17 protein-coding genes and 1 pseudogene are annotated in these 21,228 nt (G+C 42.7%); 8 read left to right on the top strand and 10 right to left on the bottom strand.

Annotated elements, in window-relative coordinates; translation table 11 throughout:
- Nucleotides 1-887: 887 nt before the first annotated feature.
- Together AB4263_RS03580 and AB4263_RS03575 are read left to right on the top strand one after the other, a co-directional pair.
- Nucleotides 888-1,145: a type II toxin-antitoxin system Phd/YefM family antitoxin gene (locus AB4263_RS03580; protein ID WP_016787072.1), complete on the top strand. Its 258-nt coding sequence runs from the start codon at nt 888-890 to the stop codon at nt 1,143-1,145.
- A complete protein-coding gene (locus tag AB4263_RS03575) occupies nt 1,133-1,435 on the top strand; it encodes a type II toxin-antitoxin system RelE/ParE family toxin (protein ID WP_108194665.1) in 303 nt (100 codons plus the stop codon). Before AB4263_RS03580 ends, AB4263_RS03575 begins: the two co-directional genes overlap by 13 nt.
- Before the next feature lie 1,057 nt (nt 1,436-2,492).
- Here AB4263_RS03575 and yciH read toward each other — a convergent pair.
- Nucleotides 2,493-2,804 carry a stress response translation initiation inhibitor YciH gene (gene yciH, locus AB4263_RS03570; protein ID WP_008221404.1) on the bottom strand — a complete coding sequence of 104 codons (312 nt, stop codon included), beginning with the start codon at nt 2,802-2,804 and terminating at the stop codon, nt 2,493-2,495.
- Nucleotides 2,805-2,807: 3 nt separating this feature from the next.
- Nucleotides 2,808-3,176, bottom strand: coding sequence for a DUF3319 domain-containing protein (locus AB4263_RS03565; RefSeq protein WP_017060095.1), 369 nt, complete (start codon nt 3,174-3,176; stop codon nt 2,808-2,810).
- Between the two features lie 100 nt (nt 3,177-3,276).
- Here AB4263_RS03565 and AB4263_RS03560 point away from each other — a divergent pair, with 100 nt between their 5' ends.
- Nucleotides 3,277-4,245 (top strand): tyrosine-type recombinase/integrase, encoded by a 969-nt coding sequence (locus tag AB4263_RS03560; RefSeq protein WP_102320805.1) that lies wholly within the window; start codon nt 3,277-3,279, stop codon nt 4,243-4,245.
- Nucleotides 4,246-4,402: 157 nt separating this feature from the next.
- On the opposite strand, the gene AB4263_RS03555 is transcribed toward AB4263_RS03560, so the two are convergent.
- Together AB4263_RS03555 and AB4263_RS03550 are read right to left on the bottom strand one after the other, a co-directional pair.
- Nucleotides 4,403-5,398 carry a D-alanine--D-alanine ligase gene (locus tag AB4263_RS03555; RefSeq protein ID WP_372097529.1) on the bottom strand — a complete coding sequence of 332 codons (996 nt, stop codon included), beginning with the start codon at nt 5,396-5,398 and terminating at the stop codon, nt 4,403-4,405.
- Between the two features lie 179 nt (nt 5,399-5,577).
- Nucleotides 5,578-6,141 (bottom strand): SPOR domain-containing protein, encoded by a 564-nt coding sequence (locus tag AB4263_RS03550; RefSeq protein ID WP_017060092.1) that lies wholly within the window; start codon nt 6,139-6,141, stop codon nt 5,578-5,580.
- A gap of 216 nt (nt 6,142-6,357) precedes the next feature.
- Here AB4263_RS03550 and AB4263_RS03545 point away from each other — a divergent pair, with 216 nt between their 5' ends.
- Nucleotides 6,358-9,039, top strand: a complete 2,682-nt coding sequence (locus tag AB4263_RS03545; protein ID WP_372097527.1) for a GNAT family N-acetyltransferase — start codon at nt 6,358-6,360, stop codon at nt 9,037-9,039.
- Here AB4263_RS03545 and AB4263_RS03540 read toward each other — a convergent pair.
- Nucleotides 9,031-9,918: a LysR family transcriptional regulator gene (locus tag AB4263_RS03540; protein ID WP_065584957.1), complete on the bottom strand. Its 888-nt coding sequence runs from the start codon at nt 9,916-9,918 to the stop codon at nt 9,031-9,033. The two genes, AB4263_RS03545 and AB4263_RS03540, sit on opposite strands and share 9 nt — an antisense overlap.
- A gap of 223 nt (nt 9,919-10,141) precedes the next feature.
- Between AB4263_RS03540 and AB4263_RS03535 the strand changes: the two genes are divergently transcribed.
- Nucleotides 10,142-12,274 carry a TonB-dependent hemoglobin/transferrin/lactoferrin family receptor gene (locus AB4263_RS03535; protein ID WP_372097525.1) on the top strand — a complete coding sequence of 711 codons (2,133 nt, stop codon included), beginning with the start codon at nt 10,142-10,144 and terminating at the stop codon, nt 12,272-12,274.
- Nucleotides 12,275-12,617: 343 nt separating this feature from the next.
- Here AB4263_RS03535 and galE read toward each other — a convergent pair whose 3' ends face one another.
- The 4 genes and pseudogenes from galE to AB4263_RS03515 all read right to left on the bottom strand — a co-directional run bounded on the left by galE (nt 12,618) and on the right by AB4263_RS03515 (nt 16,429).
- Nucleotides 12,618-13,631: a UDP-glucose 4-epimerase GalE gene (gene galE, locus AB4263_RS03530; protein ID WP_017060088.1), complete on the bottom strand. Its 1,014-nt coding sequence runs from the start codon at nt 13,629-13,631 to the stop codon at nt 12,618-12,620.
- Between the two features lie 82 nt (nt 13,632-13,713).
- Nucleotides 13,714-15,688 (bottom strand): annotated as a pseudogene (locus AB4263_RS03525) (diguanylate cyclase domain-containing protein).
- Nucleotides 15,688-16,224: a YfiR family protein gene (locus AB4263_RS03520; protein ID WP_017060086.1), complete on the bottom strand. Its 537-nt coding sequence runs from the start codon at nt 16,222-16,224 to the stop codon at nt 15,688-15,690. The pseudogene AB4263_RS03525 and the gene AB4263_RS03520 overlap by 1 nt, the downstream one beginning before the upstream one ends.
- Nucleotides 16,214-16,429: a hypothetical protein gene (locus tag AB4263_RS03515; RefSeq protein ID WP_102394477.1), complete on the bottom strand. Its 216-nt coding sequence runs from the start codon at nt 16,427-16,429 to the stop codon at nt 16,214-16,216. The genes AB4263_RS03520 and AB4263_RS03515 overlap by 11 nt, the downstream gene beginning before the upstream one ends.
- Before the next feature lie 170 nt (nt 16,430-16,599).
- Here AB4263_RS03515 and AB4263_RS03510 point away from each other — a divergent pair, with 170 nt between their 5' ends.
- From AB4263_RS03510 to AB4263_RS03500, 3 genes are all read left to right on the top strand, one after another.
- Complete coding sequence (locus AB4263_RS03510) at nt 16,600-17,343, top strand: 5-oxoprolinase subunit PxpA (protein WP_017060084.1); 744 nt, start codon at nt 16,600-16,602, stop codon at nt 17,341-17,343.
- Nucleotides 17,344-17,477: 134 nt separating this feature from the next.
- Complete coding sequence (locus tag AB4263_RS03505) at nt 17,478-18,230, top strand: allophanate hydrolase subunit 1 (RefSeq protein WP_372097523.1); 753 nt, start codon at nt 17,478-17,480, stop codon at nt 18,228-18,230.
- Nucleotides 18,223-19,173 (top strand): biotin-dependent carboxyltransferase family protein, encoded by a 951-nt coding sequence (locus AB4263_RS03500; RefSeq protein WP_017060082.1) that lies wholly within the window; start codon nt 18,223-18,225, stop codon nt 19,171-19,173. The genes AB4263_RS03505 and AB4263_RS03500 overlap by 8 nt, the downstream gene beginning before the upstream one ends.
- Before the next feature lie 169 nt (nt 19,174-19,342).
- Here AB4263_RS03500 and AB4263_RS03495 read toward each other — a convergent pair whose 3' ends face one another.
- Nucleotides 19,343-20,797, bottom strand: coding sequence for an FAD-dependent oxidoreductase (locus AB4263_RS03495; protein ID WP_017060081.1), 1,455 nt, complete (start codon nt 20,795-20,797; stop codon nt 19,343-19,345).
- Nucleotides 20,798-21,228 lie beyond the last annotated feature (431 nt).

The following is a 21,228-nucleotide window of genomic DNA, read 5'->3' as shown; positions in this document are numbered from 1 at the left end:
GGAATGCTCCGAAATATGCACCTTGAGGTAAGCGCTTAAGACAGACTTTTTAATCAGTTTTTACGGAGCAATTTTTATCAGGTTGGTGTCGCTCACTACTTAAGCCTGCATTTAGGGAGAATACATGGATTCATTGTATAATGATTGGTTCTCAACTAGAGCAGCAATAGCCGTTTTAGTTGGTCTGTTGCCTTTCTTTAGATTTTTCATGAGCTGGTTTCATCTCACAAGCAGTTCAAAGTGAAGAACTTAGAGTTGTTGTTCCATAGTTTTGAAAAGGAAGTTAACCCTGCAACGAGGTTGGTCGTCGAACAACAGTTTCGGTTACTCTTTAAGTATGAAGCGAACTATGATGAAATTTGTGTTTTGCTGTTAAGTCAAAAGCCAACTAGTACGGTCGAATTGTATAAAGATGGTGGTCAGTACTTGGTTTGTGAAGAAGGAAAGTTTCGCTTCAAAGAGCAATACGTTGATGACACAAAGCGATTGCGAGAGTACTTTTATAGAACTTCACCTTGTATATGGTGTCAGCCTTACCCGCCGCTTTTTTATGTGTGGCACTCATCTCACTAGTCACGACGACAGAACTCTTTGAATTAACGATTGGTCTTCCTAATTTGGCTTGGTATTTAATATTAGTAGCTTTCGCTGGACTGTTTATGAGAGTGGCTTACCATAGGATCACAGATACACACAGCATCAAGCACGCGGATGAACTTTTACTGCATTATGAAAGCGCTCACGTTAAAAGGGTTGAGCTAACATTCTGGAAGAATATAAGTAAAATGATTGAGTATGATGTAATACCCGGTATTTTTATGCGCTAAACTTGTAAGATTAAGAGTGATACAATAGTATCACTTTAATCTTCAGTTGGAGTTATTCTCATGAAAGTCGAGCTCGTTACTTCCCTTAAGCGTCAAGCGACTAAAATCCTCGCCGACCTACACGACACCAAAGAGCCCGTGTTGATCACCGAGCATGGCAAACCTTCTGCATATTTGGTTGACGTCGATGACTATCAGTTTATGCAAAACCGCTTGGCTATCCTCGAAGGGATCGCACGTGGTGAGCGTGCCATTTCTGAAGGCAAGGCACTGAGTCATGACGAAGCCAAAGACAAGATGTCAAAATGGCTGAAGTGATTTGGAGTGAGCCCGCGTTATCTGACCTTAACGATATCGCGGAATACATTGCTCTTGAAAATTTGGTCGCAGCCAAACAACTCGTTCAAAACGTCTTCGACAAAGTCGAACGCCTTGTCGATTTTCCTGAGTCAGGGCGTCTGCCTCCTGAGCTCGATCACCTCAATTATCGCGAAGTCGTAGTGAATCCATGCCGGGTTTTCTACAAGCAAGAAGGTGACAAAGTGTACATCTTGTTTGTCATGCGCGCTGATCGAGATTTACGTCGATTTTTGCTGAGTAAACAGTAAAGCGTTTTTGCCACCTCTGGTAGGCTGATGGTCTACGAAGACGAGGGTTCGACATGGTGAAAAAAGAAAAAAGTACTTCATTCTCAACGTCCCACCAAACCAGTGCCTTCATGGACTGAGGCCAAATTGGTCACCATTCGACGACACCGTATTGAGGGTGAATTGAGCTTCGGCGTATCGACTATCTTTCGGCAGCAAGTCTTACCTAATTATGAGCGCGTTTGGAACAAACTCTTGTCGAAGAAGCGTACCAACAAGCGATTTCTGATCTGCTAGAGCAGGGCAACGTCGTGTTAAGAGTCGAAGACTAAATAGCCTTATAGATTATCAGTCAAAACTATTGATGATCTAACGGCAAGTAACCGCGAGCGTGGATGTTTGTGGTTTAGGTAAAGTGACTTAACCGATTTGAACAAGTCTGTTCATGACATTATGTAGATCTGAGGAACACACAGAGTAATCCAATAATCTAACCAACAAACACAAACTTTATTGCGAGCTGCAAGTTGAGTTAAAAAAATTCAGCATGGAAACTTACAGACGAGCTCGTGTGAGAAAACTTAACTGGCTAGTGGATAACTCATCAAAACAGAGTTCAACGTGTATAGCCAACAAGAAACACGGTGGCGTGTGTAAAATCTGAAAAAGAAACGACAGCAATGCCCACAAGGTTTGCACACTGCGCGGTGAATCATTAGTACTTAGACAGACGGAACAATAATGATTGGGTTAAAACAGCGTTTAGAGAATGCTGATGAACTCAATATGCTTGAGACACCAGTTGTATTAAGGGTTAAAGGGAAACGATGAAAAGAATAGCTTTAGAAAATAGTGACATTACTATCTGGGGCTTACAGTCTAAGTGCGTATTATGTACGTTATGTTAAATGGTGTTTGGTATTTATAAGGCAGGTATCTTTGTGCGATGCCCTGCCTTTGTATTGTGCCGATATTCTCTAATTTATACTGTGTATTTAACCATACTGGCTATTTACCATAAAATACCTAATAACCAGTGATAATAATCTTCGATTTTAACCCTGGTATTAGTTAGAGATTAACCGCCAGCAAATTTAACTTTGTAGCCTTTCTTTTCAAGGTGCGCTTTGATCTTGTCGCGCGCGTCACCTTGAATTTCGATGTTGCCATCTTTTACTGAGCCACCGCAGCCGCAAACTTTCTTGAGTTCTGCTGCCATTAGTTTTAATGGTGCGTCATCTAGGTCTAAGCCAGTTACGACAGAAACGCCTTTGCCTTTACGGCCTTTGGTTTCTTTTTGGATTCGAACGATACCATCGCCTTTAGGACGTTGGACTTTCTCTTCTTCAGGCTTAATGCGACCTGTTTCTGTTGAATATACTAGGCTCATAATTTACTTCTTTTGTTGCTCTGCTTTTTGTTTTGCGAGTAAGTAAGCTTCTATATGGCGTTGGATTGCAACCTTGCCGCCTTTGATTAAGCGACCGTTAAACATGCAATACCACGCATTAGGCTCACCGGTGTCATTCTTGATTTGGTAGCCGTTGAAGTTTTCAGTCGAGCCACCAGTTCCTCTCGACTTATTTAATGACATGAATTCTTTTGGATCAATAATAGATGCGGTATCAATCCACCAATCAATACTCTTTTTCACGGCAGCTAGGTTGCCCTGAATAACGTTGTTTTTTAACTTAGCACGCCAAACTGTGTTGTTAGCATCTATCGATTGAAGATGGACGCTTCGGTAAATTGAATTAGCCATATCTATTAATCATCTTTCTGTTTTCACTGCATTAATCATAAGTATACTAATAATGATATCAAGCATAATATGGTAAAAACACCTGTCGAGGTATGGTAATTTGAGAAAAAAAGTCCCTATTTTAACTGACTCTGTGATAATTAATTCATTTGTTGAAAAATTAAACAGCAACGCGACAATAGAAATTATAGATGAGTTGACAGGATTTCAATACTCTCGCAATTCACTGTTGGGCATTTACAGTGATTGGAATCGCTATCATGCGTTCTGTACCAAACATCGTATTAACACACTTCCCGCATCTATAACCGCTGTTCGTCGTTTTCTTGAAACGGAGTCTAACGATAGAAAATACGCATCGCTAAAACGTTACACTGCAACGCTTAGCATGTTACATACTGTGTTGAGCTTTGCTAACCCGATCAAGCACAGGCAAGTTCGCTTTACCCTACTCCACTTACAATCTCAAATGGCCGGTGACGCTAAACAAACCAATGCTATGACATCTGTGCATCTCACTGATTTGAATACGTTACTCTCCCATGAGAAAGCAAACCTGAAAGAGATCAGAGACATTGCTATTTATAACGTGATGTTCGAGTGTGCTTTAAAGCGCTCAGAGCTTAAGTTGTTATCGATGAGTGATGTTGAGTACGTTGAAGATCATTACCAAGTAACAGTCAAAGATTCAGCTTATCAGTTGTCACAAATAGCCAGTGTTGCACTTCAACGTTGGCTTTCGTTTACTGGTATACAAGATGACTTGCCAGTATTTCGTGCGATAGACAAGCATGAGAATATTGGTTTGCAGCCTTTAGATGATTCGTCCATCTATAGGATATTGAGAAGAGCTAGCGACTTACTTCAACTGCCAGAAAATCACCATTTCTCTGGAAATTCGATTCGTGTTGGTGCTGCACAAGAGTTGTCGAAACAAGGTCTTAAGGTTAGAGAGATTCAGGACTTTGGTCGCTGGCTTAGCCCTGCCATGCCAGCCCAATATGTGGGTTTCACGGGAACGGCTGAGAGTGAGAAGATGAAGTTTAAGGCGCTAATACCTTGGCAATAAACGGTTCGTAATTACTTGGATATTGTTACTTGGATATAAGTTGTGGCTAAATGATAGATTCGTAAAAAACGGCTAGCTTTAAAAACAAAAAGTGCCTTGGCGAAAGCTTAAGGCACTTTTGGGTTCAGCTCTAAGTGAACGAAAACGAGTTAGAAACCTAAGAAAGGCTTGTTCTCACGCAGTTTTCTAAGAACTGGCTGAATTTGTGGCCGTGATGCTCAACCATTTTAGGGAACATGGAGATTGGCGTCATACCTGGGAAGGTGTTGACTTCGTTCAGGTAGATCTCGTTGTCTTGCGTTAAAAAGAAGTCGATACGAGACAAGTGACGAAGCTTCATCTGGGTGAAGACTTTTCGTGCGCTGTCTGCAATCAATTCACGCTGTTCGTCAGTTAAATTACTTGCTTCAACTTCAGTGATCGAGTGGCTGTCTGCACTGTACTTCTCTTCGTAAGAGTAAAATGCGCCATTCGGTGCAATCACCTCACCCGGCTTGCTGATGTGTAGCTCGCCATCGATTTCATAAGCAGCAATTTCTAGCTCTCTAGGCACCACTGATTTCTCAACCAATACTTGGTCCGAGAAAGTGAACGCCTTGTTGATAGCCTCGCTTAAATCTTCTACTTGGTTAACTTGGTAACAACCTACAGAAGAACCTTGACGAGCCGCTTTCACAAACACTTTACCCCACTTTTCAAATGCTTGAGTTGCTTGTGAGTGAGCTTGATCATTGTTGTCTGATAAGAACAGGTACGGCGTGTTTGGAATACCAAGTGCGTCGTACCAAAGCTTTGACGTGATTTTGTTAAAGCTGTTGTTGCTTGCTTCTGGACCACAACCTAGGTATGGAATTTTAGCCATTTCAAACAGTGATTGAATGTCACCTGTTTCACCTGGGAAACCGTGTATGCAAGGCACAATGAAATCGACTTTAGATGCTAAATTGTCACCGCGTAAGGTTTGGTCGTTAATATCAAGATAAACCAATTCACCTGAATCAAGACACCAGCCTTCGTTCTTAATTTCAACTCTTACAACGTTAAAATCTGCAACGCTATTAAGTTGTTCAAAAAGGTAATTGGCTGAAACTAAAGATACTTCATGCTCTGAAGATCCACCGCCGCAAAGTAGAAGGATGTTTGTGGTGTTCATGGGTAAATTCGGTCCTTGAAACTAGGAGTACTGACTTCAATGATAAACAAAAGTCGAGATAGGTACAGTGTTTTGATTGTTAAAATTGCGTTCGAAAGATCGAGCGATTAACTATTAAACAAAACAGCGAGTCTTAAAACAAAAGAAGGAGCATTTGCCCCTTCTTTATGAATCAAAACTTAGTTCAACTTGTTAAGCGTTGGGTATTCAGAGTTCTTGATGTCATCAATGCTCTTAACGAACGGCTTCAAGTTTTGGAAAGTGTTCGGCAGTGTTGAGATTGCCTTTTTAGCTTCTAAGCGTGTTGCGTAGTCACCATAAAGTACCGTGAACCACTTAGTGCCGTTAACCATTTTGTAGTTTTCCCAAACTGGCTGAGAAGTCGTAGGTAGCATTTTCACGAAAGAATCGACTTTACTTTGGCTGCCAACAGCAACAACTTGAACTGTGTAACCAAAACGTTGGTTCATGTCTTGTTGTTTCTTGGTTGGGCCTGTCACTACTGCAACTGGCTTAGCTTTAGTCGTTTGAGCGACTTTCTGTTCAACAGGTTCGGTTCTGATAACGTTGACAACATTTTCTTCAACAACGCTTGTTTGCTCAGATTGAGATACAACTGGAGCTTCAACTTTTGCCGTTTTGTACTCTTCTTGATAACTATCTGAAGTGACATTGGTAACGTAGTCGTCAGATACACATGCAGCCAAGAGCAGTGGCAAAGTCACAATTGCAAATTTTTTCATGGAAAGCTCTATATCCTTAATAATAATTACTATAAATCATGCCGATACGTCGGTTTAGAATCAAGTTAACTTTGGGATTATACACCATTAGTGGGTGACCTATTTCACAAACTTTATGCAGTGTTTGCTTATTCATCTGAATTCGGTGAATTTGCCATCAACCTGTGAGTGCAAAGTAAGTTACGATGAACTTACGTGCATTGCTAGGATATGTCTATGAATCATCTTGATCCCCTACTTAAACCCCGTTCAATCGCTGTTGTTGGTGCTTCTCAACGAGAAACACGCGCAGGATATATTGTTATGAACAATTTGTTGCATGGGGATTTTAAAGGTGCGGTGATGCCGGTTACGCCGAAATATGATTCAGTGGCCGGTGTGCTTTCTTACAAGAACATTTTGTCGTTACCGATTGTTCCTGACCTCGCAATCTTGTGTACCAATGCGACCCGTAATGTCGCTATTTTTGAAGAACTGGCTGAGAAAGGTATAGCCTCTGTCATTTTGCTTTCTTCAGACATGCAGCAAGAAAGCGATAATGGTGAGACGTATGATGAACGATGCCTAGCGATTGCCAAAAAGCACAACATTCGAGTGTTGGGTTCCAATAGTTTGGGGGTGATTGTCCCTTGGTTAAATTTGAACGCCTCATTCTCTCCAGTGACAGCATTACCCGGTAAGATCGCCTTTGTTTCTCAGTCGGCAGCTGTGTGTACCACTATTCTCGATTGGGCTAATGACAAAGAGATCGGTTTTTCGGCGTTTATCTCTATAGGCAATGGTAGCGATATCGAATTCTCGGAGTTATTGGATTATCTCAGTACCGACTCTCACACCGAAGCGATATTGCTTTATGTAGACAGCATTACTGATGCGAGGCGCTTTATTTCTGCAGCGCGTGCGGCTTCGCGTAACCGACGAATTTTGGTGTTGAAAGGCGGTCGAACGGCGAAAGGCAGAGCCGCAGCAATGGCTCACACTGGCGGTGCCGACACATTAGATATTATTTATGATTCCGCAATCCGACGCAGCGGCATGCTACGAGTTAAGAACTTACATGAACTGTTTGCTGCGGTAGAAACACTGACTCATTCAGTACCATTGCGAGGCGAGCGCTTGGCTATTGTTACTAATGGTGGCGGCCCTGCGATTATGGCTGTGGACACCCTATTTGACCGCGGTGGTAAGCTCGCAGAGTTTTCAGAAGAGACACTTGATAAGTTGAACAAGGTTTTGCCATCGAGTTGGTCTCATAGCAATCCTATCGATATTGTCGGCGACGCTGGTGATCAACGTTATATCGACACTATAAACATCTTACTCGATGGCGATGAAGCAGACGCGATTCTTATCATGCACAGCCCTTCAGCGGTCGCACATTCCGCTAAAACGGCAGAACGAATTATTGAAGCGATTAAGAAGCACCCTCGCCACAAGCGCTTTAACATCCTGACGAATTGGTCTGGTGAGCTAACAGCAAGGCCCGCACGAAAGCTGTTTACCGAAGCGGGTTTCCCAACTTATCGGACCCCTGAAAGCTCTGTGGTCGCATTCATGCACTTAGTCGAGTACAGACGTAACCAACGTCAGTTAATGGAAACGCCGACCACTGCAGAAAAAGTACACATTGAAGATCTAGCAGATGCGAAAGGTTGGATAGAAAGAAAACTACTGGATAAAGATACAGTTAGCCTTGATACTCACCAAAACAGTCAGTTTTTCAAGAGCTTCAACCTCGATGTGTTACCAACTTGGATCGCTTCTGACCCAAGTGAAGCGGTACACATCGCTGAAACGATCGGTTATCCCGTCGCAGTAAAATTACGTTCGCCGGATATTGCACATAAGTCAGACGTACAAGGCGTGATGCTCAATTTGCGAAACAGCAGTGAAGTTGCCAATGCGGCTCAGGCAATTCTCGATCGTTCTCAATTATCCTTCCCTACAGCAAACATCCACGGCTTGTTAATTCAAGGTATGGCTAAGCTCGCGGGCGGCCAAGAGTTGCGTATTAAGGTTACAACAGACGAAACCTTCGGCCCAATCATATTACTTGGACAAGGTGGTTCGGAGTGGGATGAGTCGATTGATGCCGCAGCTGCTTTTCCACCGCTCAACATGACACTGGCGCGTTACTTGATTATTCGAGCGATAAAAAGCGGCAAGATTCGTCTACAAAAACTCCCTAACCCCATCGATATAGAAGGTTTGTCTGAGTTATTGGTACGTATATCGCAAATGGTAGTGGATTGCCCTGAAATACATGATTTGGATATCCATCCAGTACTGGCCAATGGTGACAAGTTCACGATATTAGATGCCGATATCATCTTGAAAGCGTACGAAGGCGATCCACAGGAACGTCTTGCGATTCGCCCTTATCCGGTCGAGCTTGAAGAACGTATCCAGCTAAAAGATGGAACCGAAGTGTTGTTACGCCCTATTCTTCCCGAAGATGAACCGCTTCATGCTGACTTCATTAACCGTGTGTCTAAGGAAGATCTCTATAAGCGTTTCTTTAGTGATGTCGGTGAATTCAATCATGAGGCGTTGGCGAATTTCACTCAGATTGATTTCGATAGAGAAATCGCCTTTGTGGTCGTTCGCGAGGAACAAGGCGTTCCAGCGATCATCGGCGTGTCCCGTGCGCTGATTAACCCTGAGAACACAGACGCCGAATTCGCAATATTGATTCGTTCTGACCTTAAAGGTGTTGGTCTAGGTCGCATTCTTATGACCAAGGTTATCGATTACTGCCGTGCGAAGCAGACCAAGCAGATGTCGGGTATGACGATGCCAACCAATAGAGGGATGCTGACACTAGCTCAAAAGCTCGGTTTTAAGCTAGATATCAGTTTTGAAGATGGTACTGCAGATATGGTGTTACCGTTACTTTAACGCCCATGTCTTTTTAAGATGTTGGATACACCAAGACTTGGCGTCGCCCATTTTGTTGCGTCGCCAAGCCATAACAATATCGATCGGTTGTGGTTCTGTACCGGAGATCTGCTGTAGTACGCCAGATTCAATCAAAGGTTTAGCGACACTATTCGGTAAGGTGCCAATCCCTAGTCCTGATGTCAAAGCCTCTACTTTCGCAGGAAAGCTTGTCACGGTTAAACGTGGCTGTTTCTCTAGAATATTGATGCTTAGTGCTGGCTGATCGCGTGCGGTGTCTGCAATGGCAATAACCCTGTAACTTTCTCTCGCCTTCTGATCGAATTCACCAGAACGATTGTGAACATAGTGGCTTGATGCCGCGACCCACACCATCTCCATTTTACCAATTACGTCACTTTTCATATCGTTTGGAATTGTATCGAGCTTAGGGCATATCAATAAGTCAGCACGACCATCTGTGAGAGATTCCCAACAACCCGCTAAGATTTCCTCTTGCAAACGAACGCGTGTTTTACTGATTTTTCCTAGTTCATCTACCAGTGGGAAAAAGTTAGCAATCGGGATAATGCCATCAAAGGCGATGGTCAAATCGAGCTCCCAACCATTGGCTAGAATGCTTGCCTCGTTAACAAGACGTTCTGTAGCTCCAAGAATGATTCTACCTTGCTCAAGTATCAACTGACCCGCTTCCGTGAAATTTGCACGGTGGCCTGAGCGGTCAAAAATCATGATGTCTAGATCTTGTTCAAGCTTCTGTATTTGATAGCTGAGTGATGAAGGCGCTCTGTCCATTTCATTGGCCGCGGCGGCGAAACTTCCACGTCGGTCGATGGCGTCTAGGATGTGTAACGCTTCAAGTGTTATTGGACTATGCATAGCTTTCCTACTTTATAAATGAGACTTGAATCACAAAAACAGAAGCATTCAGACTGTGAATGGAACTGTAAAAGTCTTTTTAATACAGATATTTAAGAGCATTAATTATGAATTAGTTGATAAAGTTGAAAATTAATTAAATGCAAATAATAGTAATTATCATTTAGATCCAATATCATCTTCGCAAATCAAGATAATACTATGGAACTAAGGTAACTATCAGATGTATAAGCAATCCCTACTCTCTGCTTCAATCGTTTTAGCGCTTTCATCAACGTCAGCCTTTGCTGAAGATTATGCCCTATTTGATGAGGTTGTTGTATCTTCGACTCGTACTAATCAACAACTTGAAGATGTTGCTGCGTCGGTAACTGTGATTAACGATAAAGATATCGAAAAAAACATGGTTACGGATGTAGAAGACTTATTTAAGTACACACCAGGTGTCACGGTGACTACGAATTCTCGCCAAGGGATTCAAGGTATTAACATTCGTGGTATGGAAGGTAACCGAGTAAAGGTTATCGTTGATGGAGTATCACAAACTAGCCAATTTACTCCAAGTGGTACTCAGTCATATAACTTCATTAACTCTTCACGCATTGATGTCGATACGGATATGTTGAAGTCTGTCGAGATTGTTAAAGGTGCGGCTTCTTCTCTGTATGGTTCTGACGCGATTGGTGGTATTGCTGCGTTCGAAACAAAAGACCCGAGTGACTTTTTAAAAGACAAAGACTTCGGTGGCCACGCGAAGTTCAACTACTCTTCATCTGATAATACCTTTAGCGAATCGGTTGCTTTAGCAAATCGTATTGGCGACCTAGAAACGTTAGTTGCTTATACTCGCAGAGACGGTGAGCAAACTGATAACTTTGGTACACCTGATGAGCAAGATACTCAGAACAACAACTTGTTGGTTAAGCTTCAGTACCAATTAAACGAACAACACCGTTTAGAGTTTTCTGGTAACTTCATTGAGAATTCTGGTGATACCGATTTAAATAGTGCAAGTTACACCGACTACACTGGCGAAGACACAACTAGCCAACAGCAAATCGGTATCAAACATATTTGGGATGCTGACCTAGCGTTTGCAGATACTATTACTTGGCAAGCTGACTGGCTGAGCAAAGAAGAGAATGGCGTAACTAATCGTACTTCTAATGGCGGTATGTTCCTACCTCCGGCAGGTAATGTTCAGAAAAAGGACTATATCTACGAGGATGAAGGTTATCAATTTGATGTGCAATTCGATAAGTTCTTCATGACGGGTAATGTAGAAAACTACTTTATCTATGGCGCTTCATATTCGGACAAAGACATTAAAAACGTTAATAACGAATATAACTCCATCAGCGCAGACCAAGTTATTTTCTACATCCCTGCCGCATCTGAAAGAAAATATGGATTCTTTTCTCAAAATGAAATGACGATCGGAAATTGGATGATTACTCCGGGTGTTCGTTTTGATGGTTTTGAAACTGATCCAGGTGATACAAGTCAAAACCCAAGTGGTAACCCAGAAGAGTCTTATGCAAAATATTCAGACTCAGCTGTTACCGGACGTTTGGGTACAACTTACACGCTTAATGATGAAAATAAGATCTTCGGTCAAATCAGCCAAGGCTTTAGAGCTCCTGATTTCCAAGAGCTTTACTACTCATTTGGTAATCCTGCTCACGGTTATTTGAATGCCCCTAACCCTGACTTAGAAGCTGAAGAAAGTATTTCATACGAGTTAGGTTGGCGTCATAACACAAATTATTCATCAAGCGAAATCGCTATCTTCTACAGCGATTATGATAACTTTATTGATAACGTAGCAGTTAGTGGCTCAGCCACTCCGGCCGATCCAACAATATATCAGAATGTAAACATTGATGAAGCCGTAATTAAAGGTATCGAAGCGTCAAATACACAGTCTTGGAATAGCTTCATGCCAGTGAAAGGTGTTAGTACTCGTGTTTCTGCAACGTATACTGAAGGTGAAGATGGCGAAGGTAATCCTCTTAACAGTGTAAACCCTTGGAACGCTGTCGTTGGTTTTAACTATGATGCTCCTTCAGCACTATGGGGTACATCACTTAACATAAGCTACACAGCAGGTAAGAAGTCTAGTGATATCAACAGCGATGGTTTGAATGATGAAATTCTACCAATTGATTCAGCAACTGTAGTTGACCTAACAGCATACTACTTGCCGATGAAGGATCTTACGCTTAGAGCAGGTCTCTTCAACGTTACGGATGAAGAGTACTACTCGTGGAATGACGTTCGTGGATTCTCACAAGAAGATAAAGATTACACGCAAGCAGGTCGTAACTGGTCAATTACAGCTAAATACGAATTCTAATTCGTTAAAAAACTGAATTGCAGAAACTAAAAAGCCAGCTTAATTGCTGGCTTTTAATTTATTTCACTAAAAAATTGTATAAAAAAGGTAATAAGTGAAATTACTTCTCTGCCATCTCTTTTTTAACCATTACTGCAGCAGCAACGATGAAAGTGATGATTAGGCCTAGTTCCATGATTAACTCCAAAGAAAATTAACATTAAACATATAATTCGCGAGCATAATAACACAGCGGATACAGAATGATACTTTTTAACCACTAATTTACTTTTTATTCGATTAAGATCAAAAAAGATGCCCGAAAGCATCTTTTAATTTTTGAATCATTCACGAAACCACTAGGTTAACCAGGGAATCCATTCGGGTTTGTTGACTGCCAGCGCCATGTATCTTCGGTCATTTCAGCCAATGTGCGGCTTGCATTCCAGCCCAGTTCTTTCTGAGCTTTAGCTGGATCTGCCCAACACTCTGCGATGTCACCAGGACGGCGTTCAACTAGCTTGTAAGGGATCTCTTTACCGCTTGCTTGTTCGAATGCTTTAACCATGTCTAACACACTTGAACCGTTACCCGTACCAAGGTTGTAGATATGAAGACCGTCTTTGCACCCTACTTTCTCAAGCGCTGCGATGTGGCCATCAGACAGATCCATTACGTGGATGTAATCGCGAACGCCAGTCCCGTCTTTTGTTGGATAATCGCTACCAAATACAGATAGGAATTCACGGCGGCCCACTGCTACTTGAGAGACAAATGGCATTAGGTTATTTGGGATACCTTGCGGGTCTTCACCTAGCTCACCACTTGGATGTGAACCTACAGGGTTAAAGTAACGCAGCAGTGTAATGCTCCAATCAGGATTGGCTTTTTGGAAATCGGTTAAACACTCTTCAACCATTAGTTTACTACGACCATATGGGTTGGTAGCGCTTGTTGGGAAGTCTTCAGTAATTGGCACACTTGCAGGATCACCGTATACCGTTGCTGAAGAGCTAAATACCAAGGTTTTTACACCCGCATCACGCATTGCATCAACAAGAACTAAAGTGCCGTTTACGTTGTTGTCGTAGTATTCAAGAGGCTTTTCCACAGACTCTCCGACGGCTTTCAGACCAGCAAAATGGATAACCGCTTCGATGTTGTGTTGCTTCATAGTTTCAGTCAAAAGCGCTTTATCACGAACGTCACCTTCAATGAAGTTGGGACGAACGCCCGAGACTTTTTCGATGCGCTCTAGAACGCTTGGTTTACTGTTGTACAAGCTATCAAAAAGTACAGGTGTCATACCTGCGTTGATCATCTGGATACTTGTATGGCTACCAATGTAACCCATGCCACCTGTAACTAAAACATTCATGCTTAGCAGACCTTTTAATTAAAAATATTCAACCTATCACTTATGATACAACAACTTAGGGTGAGCTCACAAACACCGGTGCCTATTTACCCTCACGAGCGAACACAAACTGACCTTTTCCTTTGCGTTTCGCTTGGTACATAGCCTCATCAGCAACCTTTAGAATCACGTCAATATCACGCTCTGAGCCATCAACTAAATTGATACCTAAGCTCGCCCCAACATGAAGTGAACGCTGTTTATAATTCACTTCTTGCCCGATCAGATCCAACAATCGCTCGGCTAACTTCGCTAATAAGACTTTGTTTGTCTGTTTAATAATAAGAACAAATTCATCACCCGACAAACGTGCAACCAAATCCCCCGCTCTTACCTGAGATAATAACCGGTTTGACACTTCTTTAAGGATTTCGTCACCCGCATCGTGACCATAGTTGTCATTCACTTCTTTGAAGCCATCCAAATCCAAGTAAATAACCGCAAAATGCTGATTTGAATAGTGGCTCGACGTGACAACATCATCCATAACCTTATACAGCTGCGCTCTATTCGCTAACCCGGTTAATGCATCGTGATGAGCCAAGTGTTCGAGTCTTTCCATCTCTTTAACGTTGGATAAATCAGACAGCGTTAATACCATATCAAACTCGTCTTTCTCGTTGTCTGAGGCAATTCGATTCACTTTGACAAACATTGGAACTAACGTGCCGGACGCGCTTTTCTCCCACACTTCGCCTTGCCATTGACCATAGTTTTCTAACGAACTGCGAATTGTCGGCATCAATGATGAAAATTGCTGCCACGAAAATACTTCAAATGGTGTTTTGCCCACCAGCAGATCAGAGTGATAACCGAGAAGTTGTGTGATCGCCGGGTTAACCATGGTTATCACATTGGATGAGTTGAGCACGATCAAGCCGTCTTTACTGTTTTCGAAAACACCCGCAGCAATACGTTGGCGACTCATGGCCGTTTCTATGTCGGTGACATCTTGGATTGCATAGAATACGACCATGTTTTGTCAAAGAACGACTGCTCACACGAAGCCAGCGTTTTGATTGAAAGAGATCGGTGGTTTCCAGCAATTCGTCATTAAGTTCAATATTGGCATCAATAACATCTTGTAAGTAACCCGTTTGCTTGGTCGCGATCAACTCTTGGATCAACAAATTCTCAAGAAAGGCTTCCGAGCATTTAAAAATATCCCGAGTAGCTGCGTTCGCATGAAGAATGAGCCCTTTTTCATCCACCACCAACAAAGAGTGCTGAACGGTTTCAACGACCTCATTTGCGAATGATTTTTCTTCTTGTAACTTGTCTAACGTAAAATTGATTTGGTTATCGCGATGTTGAAGCCTTTCTAACATGGTATTGAAAGCTCGAACCAGATCGCCGATTTCGTCGCGGTTCGTTACGACTAATTTAGGCTGCTTCGAACGACGCTCAACAAAGGCTTGCATCGCCTCATTGAGGTCAAACATCGGTTCGATAATCAAGCGTTGCACCAATTTGACCACTACTCCGCCTAACATCACCAGAAACAACAGGTAGACGACCGCAACCTTGAAAATATTCGTTAAGATCGAATTAAACGTCTCTTTCGATATTGTTACTCTCAAGTTCGCGATCACTGCGCCATCCAGTGTCACTGGAACGAGCAAGAAGATGAAATGCTCAGAGATGGCAAATTGATGATCGGCGATATCGTCTAATTCTTCTGCGTTTGGCCTTGGAACCAGAGTGTTGCTCACCTGATAGCTGGCAAAAAGCTGTTCGTTGATGTCATAGAGCTTCACTCTAACAATATCTTTATCTGCGACGAAAGCTGACAATATTTCCTGAGCCGATGACTTGTCTTCAAATAAAATCGCGGCTTGCAAGTTATAAGCAACACCTTGTGCTAGCACTTTAACACGTTGAATAAGACTCTCTTTCTCTCTCTCAAACGTGACAGTGTAATTTACCGATTGGATCGTTACAAAAGTGACTGCGATGAAGATGATAATGGGTAATATCAGCTTGTTTTTAATCGATATGTTATTAATGAAAGACAACATTATTGGCCCTCCACTATAGCGATTCGTAACAGGTTCGAGCCAATGACGTAGTCACCGCGCCTTGCGTTCTCTAGATTGATCTTAGGTTTGAGCTTATTATCGATGTGCGTGAGTTCAATGATTCCACCTAAGTCCGTAAAGTTAGGGATATCACTGATTGTCACAGTATGTGGCGAGTGCTCTTGACTAAGAAATTGGTCATTTTTACGGTCAGACAAATACGTAATATCACACTTAGAAGTAATCGACTGTTGAACTCGGATAGCGAGCGAACGAATAGATTTCCCCTCGGTAATTGACGTTAGCACTTGGCTTACCTTTTCATCGCCAATCACACAAAAGTTCACAGCGTTCATTGAGCTTTCATCATTCCAACGTATAAAATTCGCAATTCTAAAAAGGTACACCGCTTTCACTTCATAAGGTTTGAAGCTAGCAGCTGAGGTGTTCAACGGCACAATAAGCATCGTTAAAGCCGCTAAGCCTAGTTTAGATAAGCCGAGCTTAATGCGGTGCTTAAGCCATTTAGAATTCATGAGAGATCCTCACATATACAGACTCTTGGTTGACACAAATCTCGGTAAGTTTTTGTGTCACTTTCGAAGCCGTTTCCATTTCGACATCTAACATAGACAACTCTTCAAGGCTCATCGACATGAGCTGGTCTAGAGAGTTTTCTTGAGCAGAGACAAAAACAGGTATCGTTAATGCTAGTCCTAAGCAAACCTGGCGGGATATCATGTGCTCACCTAATATACAGATAGATATTAATCCTTTAATCAATAGTTCAACTATATATGAAATGCCATACTGGTAAATCTACGGTGTCGAAAGTTTGAGTTAGGTCACTGTTTATTTATGGTATTTATAAGACCGTCATTACTTACCTCAACGTAAAGGATTAGCACCACGTGACAACGAAGATTTTGCTTAATTGCGACATGGGAGAAAGTTTCGGCAATTGGAAGATGGGCGATGACGAGTCGGTCATGGAATGGGTCGATATGGCAAACATCGCTTGTGGCTTCCACGCGTCTGATCCGCACGTTATGTCCAAGACGATAAAACTGGCGCAGCACTATCACACCCAAATTGGTGCTCATCCCGGTTATCAAGATCTCGTTGGTTTTGGTCGCCGTTCTATTCCACACACCATGGACGAAATCAGTGAGCTGGTTTGTTATCAAGTCGGTGCATTACAAGCCCTTTGCCGCTATCACCATACCACTGTTGGCTATGTGAAACCTCATGGCGCTCTTTATAACGATATGATGGCAAACATTGATGTGTTCAATGCGGTAGCCCAAGCCGTCGCTGAGTTTAACATCCCGTTGATGATTCTCTCTTCATCAGACAATCAACAGTATTTGGATATTGCTGACGACCATGACTTGCCTCTCTTGTTTGAAGCGTTTGCCGACCGTGCTTATTTAAATAACGGACAATTAGCGCCACGTACTCAAAAAGGCTCGGTTTACGTCAATCAAGACGATATCTATAACCAAGTTATGCAAATCATTAACTATGGCTCGGTTACGACTTTAGAGGGCGAAAGACTGCCTATTGAAGCTGATACTATCTGTGTTCATGGTGATAACCCTCAATCCATCGCATTAATTAGAAAAATCAGACAAGACCTCAACGCTTTTAATTAGTATGAAGCGTGTGATTGGTATGACGCATGGTCTAATCGCTCGTGAGATCTAATTGATTTGTATTGGCTTGGACACGGAAGTGAGACACGCCAAGTAAGCTAAAAAAGGCAAGATAACAAACGTATGGAAACGAAATGACGACGAATCAGATTGAATTCAATATAGCGCCAGTCGCGGAATGCAGCGTTTTGGTGACCTTGACGCTATCGCCTTCAAATAATCAATCTAGCGCCGAATATGCGCAATACATAGCTCACTTTTCCGATGCCATTCGCCAAAACTTAGCATCGGTGTTGATGAATGTGACACCGGCTTACCAAACAATATTGGTCGACTACCTCCCTTATCGAATATCAGAACAGCAGCTCATTGAACAGCTCAATAATTTGTTGAGTCATGCTCTGTCGTCCTTTTCTAGTGTTAGTAAAACTCGCGATACGATTGAGCTTCCTGCCTATTACTCACCAGAAACGGCGCTCGATTTAGACCGATATCAAAACAAAGGCCTGTCGCTCGACCAGATAATTCAACATCACACCTCACAGACATACAGCGTCAGTGCGATTGGGTTTACGCCTGGCTTTGCCTTTATGTCGGATGTGGTTAATGAGCTTGCCTTGCCCCGTCACTCCACACCCCGCTTAATTGTGCCCAAAGGCAGTATCGCCATCGCGGATACGAAAACAGCTGTGTACCCTTCGGATTCACCGGGCGGTTGGAATATTATTGGCAATTGCCCACTTCCGTTGTTCGATCATAGCCAGTTGAAGAACGCCGATATCACGCAAAGACCACTGTCTCTGCTTAATGTTGGTGATACCGTCCGTTTCATAGCGATTTCAAAAAAAGAATTTGTAGATTTGGGTGGAGGCATCGTAAATGGCTAAGACAAAAACTAAACCAACACTGACAGTGATTAAGCCCGGCCCGTTGAGTTTGATTCAAGACTTTGGGCGATTTGGTGTTGCTCATCTTGGATTAACGCAAGGTGGACCGGTTGATGACTACTCTTATAGCTGGGCTAACCATCTATTGGGCAACCCAGTCAACCAAGCGGCGTTGGAAATCACGCTTGGGCAATGTGCGTTGAGAATCGATTTTGATTGCGAGATGGCACTATGCGGGGGTGATTTACAAGCGAAACTCGATGGTAAACCACAGGCTAACTGGAGCACTTTTCAAGCTTTTAAGGGGCAAGTTCTCTCATTTGGTTTGCCTAAAAATGGTCTAAGGGCGTATTTAGCCATTAAGGGCGGTTTCGATGTTCCATCAACTCTTGATAGCTGCTCTACAGTCACTCGTGAAAAGATTGGTGGATTAACGCAAGATGGAGAGCCATGCCAACAAGGGCAACAAATAGCTTTTACCCAGCACCAACTATCACATTCATTTAAAGCGGTAAGTGTTACCTTCCGATACACGCCTGATTACAATCTACCCGTGAACCTACGAGTGATTGAAGGCTATCAAAGCGAGCTATTCTCCGAGTCAGCAAAAGAGACTTTGTATAACGCGCAGTATCACGTTGACCAAAACTCAAATCGGATGGGTTATCGACTCAGTGGCGAACCCGTCGACTCGCCTGACATTTCGCTATTGTCAGAAGGCATTGCCTTAGGTGCGATTCAAATTCCACAAGATGGACAGCCTATCGTGCTGCTTAATGATAGACAGACCATAGGTGGTTATCCGAAGATAGGATGTGTCGCCAGAATCGATTTACCACGCTTGGCGCAAGCAAAACCTGGACATGCGATATCGTTCAGCAAGGGCGATCGCTTGGGCTTACAAGATGTTTGGTGCCAATGGGCTCAGTTTTTCGGCTATTAGTTTTTGCGATGTGTTATGTGCTAAATGCTATGTAGCTGAGAATAATCAACTAGGAAGATGTCATTTAGATGAGGTTCGGTATCTAAGCAGATGTTGAAATGAAGATTCGGCTTACCTATTACAGTAAGCCGAATTGAAGAAATTAAACGCAGTCGATGATTATAGGCTATTAAGCGTGATCTTGACCTGACACCTTGGCAAGCGCTTCTGGGTATCCACGTTCTTGTGTCAAATCTATCGCTCTGTTTTCAATATCATTTAGATTAAGTGACATTGTCACTGAGTGTGTGTCTTCAATAGATGCCGCCTCTGATACATCAAACCATTGCTCAGCGACCTTTTGTGCCGCTTCTAATGTTGAAGAAGCTTTTACTACTTCAAGTCGAGCATAGCGATCCCCACAGAATGAAACGTCTGAAGCTCTTAAGCTTGGATCGGTTCCCGGAATCTGTTGTGCACCAAACAAAGGTTTACCACCGACCAATGCAGAACTGAAACTTGGGATGAACTGAGACATATGCGTTATTGCCGCGCGAGTTCTTAATTCAAGCTGATCTTCACTCCAACCCGATACGATTTTCTTAAGCAGCTTCGAAGGCAACTGTGGCTGTGACGAGTCTGTTGACGATGAAACAAGCCCACCCTCAAACAGAGTAATCCCTTCTGTCATGCCGTGAAGTTGGAACACACCATCAGCATACGGCGTTAATTGCGCCATGCCTTGCGGTGTGCCTCTCGGGCCATGGAAGATAACTTCTGGCCACTCTTCCTTACATTCTTGCGAATATGGCCACTCTGTAACGTATGCAGCTTTAAACTCAACAAGTCTTTGCTGCTTAGAGCCAACAAAGTCATCTACGATACCCGTTTCAAACCCACTCGCATTAATCAAGTAATCGGTCGTTAGTTGGCAGCTTTGGTTTTCGGCATCGGTATAAGTCAAAGACCAACCTTGACCTGTCGACTCAACAGATTGTAATCGGCTGTTGGTTAACACAGTACAGTTAGCTTGTTGCCCCAAAGAGAGTTGAGCGGTCGCAGAAAGTCGGAATACGCTCCAGCCATACTCTTGGACCATCGCAACAGGATACTTTAGGGTCTCTAAATCCGTATGCTTGGCGAAAGGAATACACCAATCATCAAGCGATGTTGGTTTCAGAGGCTGTGTTTTCGCAGAAAGTGCTAATAAATCTTCTTTGCTGTACAGCTTATAATACTCTTCCGGATCACCGAGCACTTGGTTGCTTTTATCTTGTTTAACAAGATCGGCATAAGCGCTTTTGATTATCTTGAGACGAGGAAGCAGATCCAACGGCTCTCCACCATCACTGTGCGGAACGGCGATGATTGTCGGACGAATATTGATCGTATGAGGGAATAAGCGGACGGTATCAATTGACTGTGTGAGCAATTGAAGACACTGCTCTACAGAAATATCTCGATACAAATTGCCGCCAGCGTGCAGGTGGCAAATTGGTGGACCATTAACCAAACTCGGCCCTTTTTCTAAGATAGTGACCTTAAAACCCAACTCACTAAAGTGAATCGCGCTCGTTGTTCCGGCAATACCACCACCAACAATGGCAATAGAAGGTTGATTTGTATCCGTTTTGTTGTGGTTCATCGTGTTCTGTAGAATAAGATTAACTGCCTCTATTCTACTTTTGTTCTGCGATGAATTAAAACACATTTTTATCAAGGTCTTAGATAGGCGGGATTTAATATCTATGTAAAAAACATAAATAATCTCTTGACTCAATAACTCCAGATAGGGTTTTAAAGGTTATTCTAACAGTCAAATTTGTCCTAAGTGACGCCACATAAAGGCTGCCTCAGTACTCTTAAAACATAGCGGTTAACTTATCCCTAAAGTTATCCACCGTTTTTGTGGATAACTGTTGATAACGTTCTTGCTAAGTTGCGCAAACCCTTTGTTTACAGGGACTAACCGCTGTTCATTAAATCGGCATTATTGGGTAATTAGTCTTAAAAAATGCTAAAAACAGTGGAATCTAAGGTGCGATATTTTTTACTTATGCTGCCGGTTGGTTAAAT

Source organism: Vibrio sp. 10N.261.55.C5, from assembly GCF_041470505.1.
In the GTDB taxonomy this organism is placed as follows: domain Bacteria; phylum Pseudomonadota; class Gammaproteobacteria; order Enterobacterales; family Vibrionaceae; genus Vibrio; species Vibrio crassostreae_C.
This window is presented reverse-complemented; position numbering and strand designations above follow the sequence as displayed.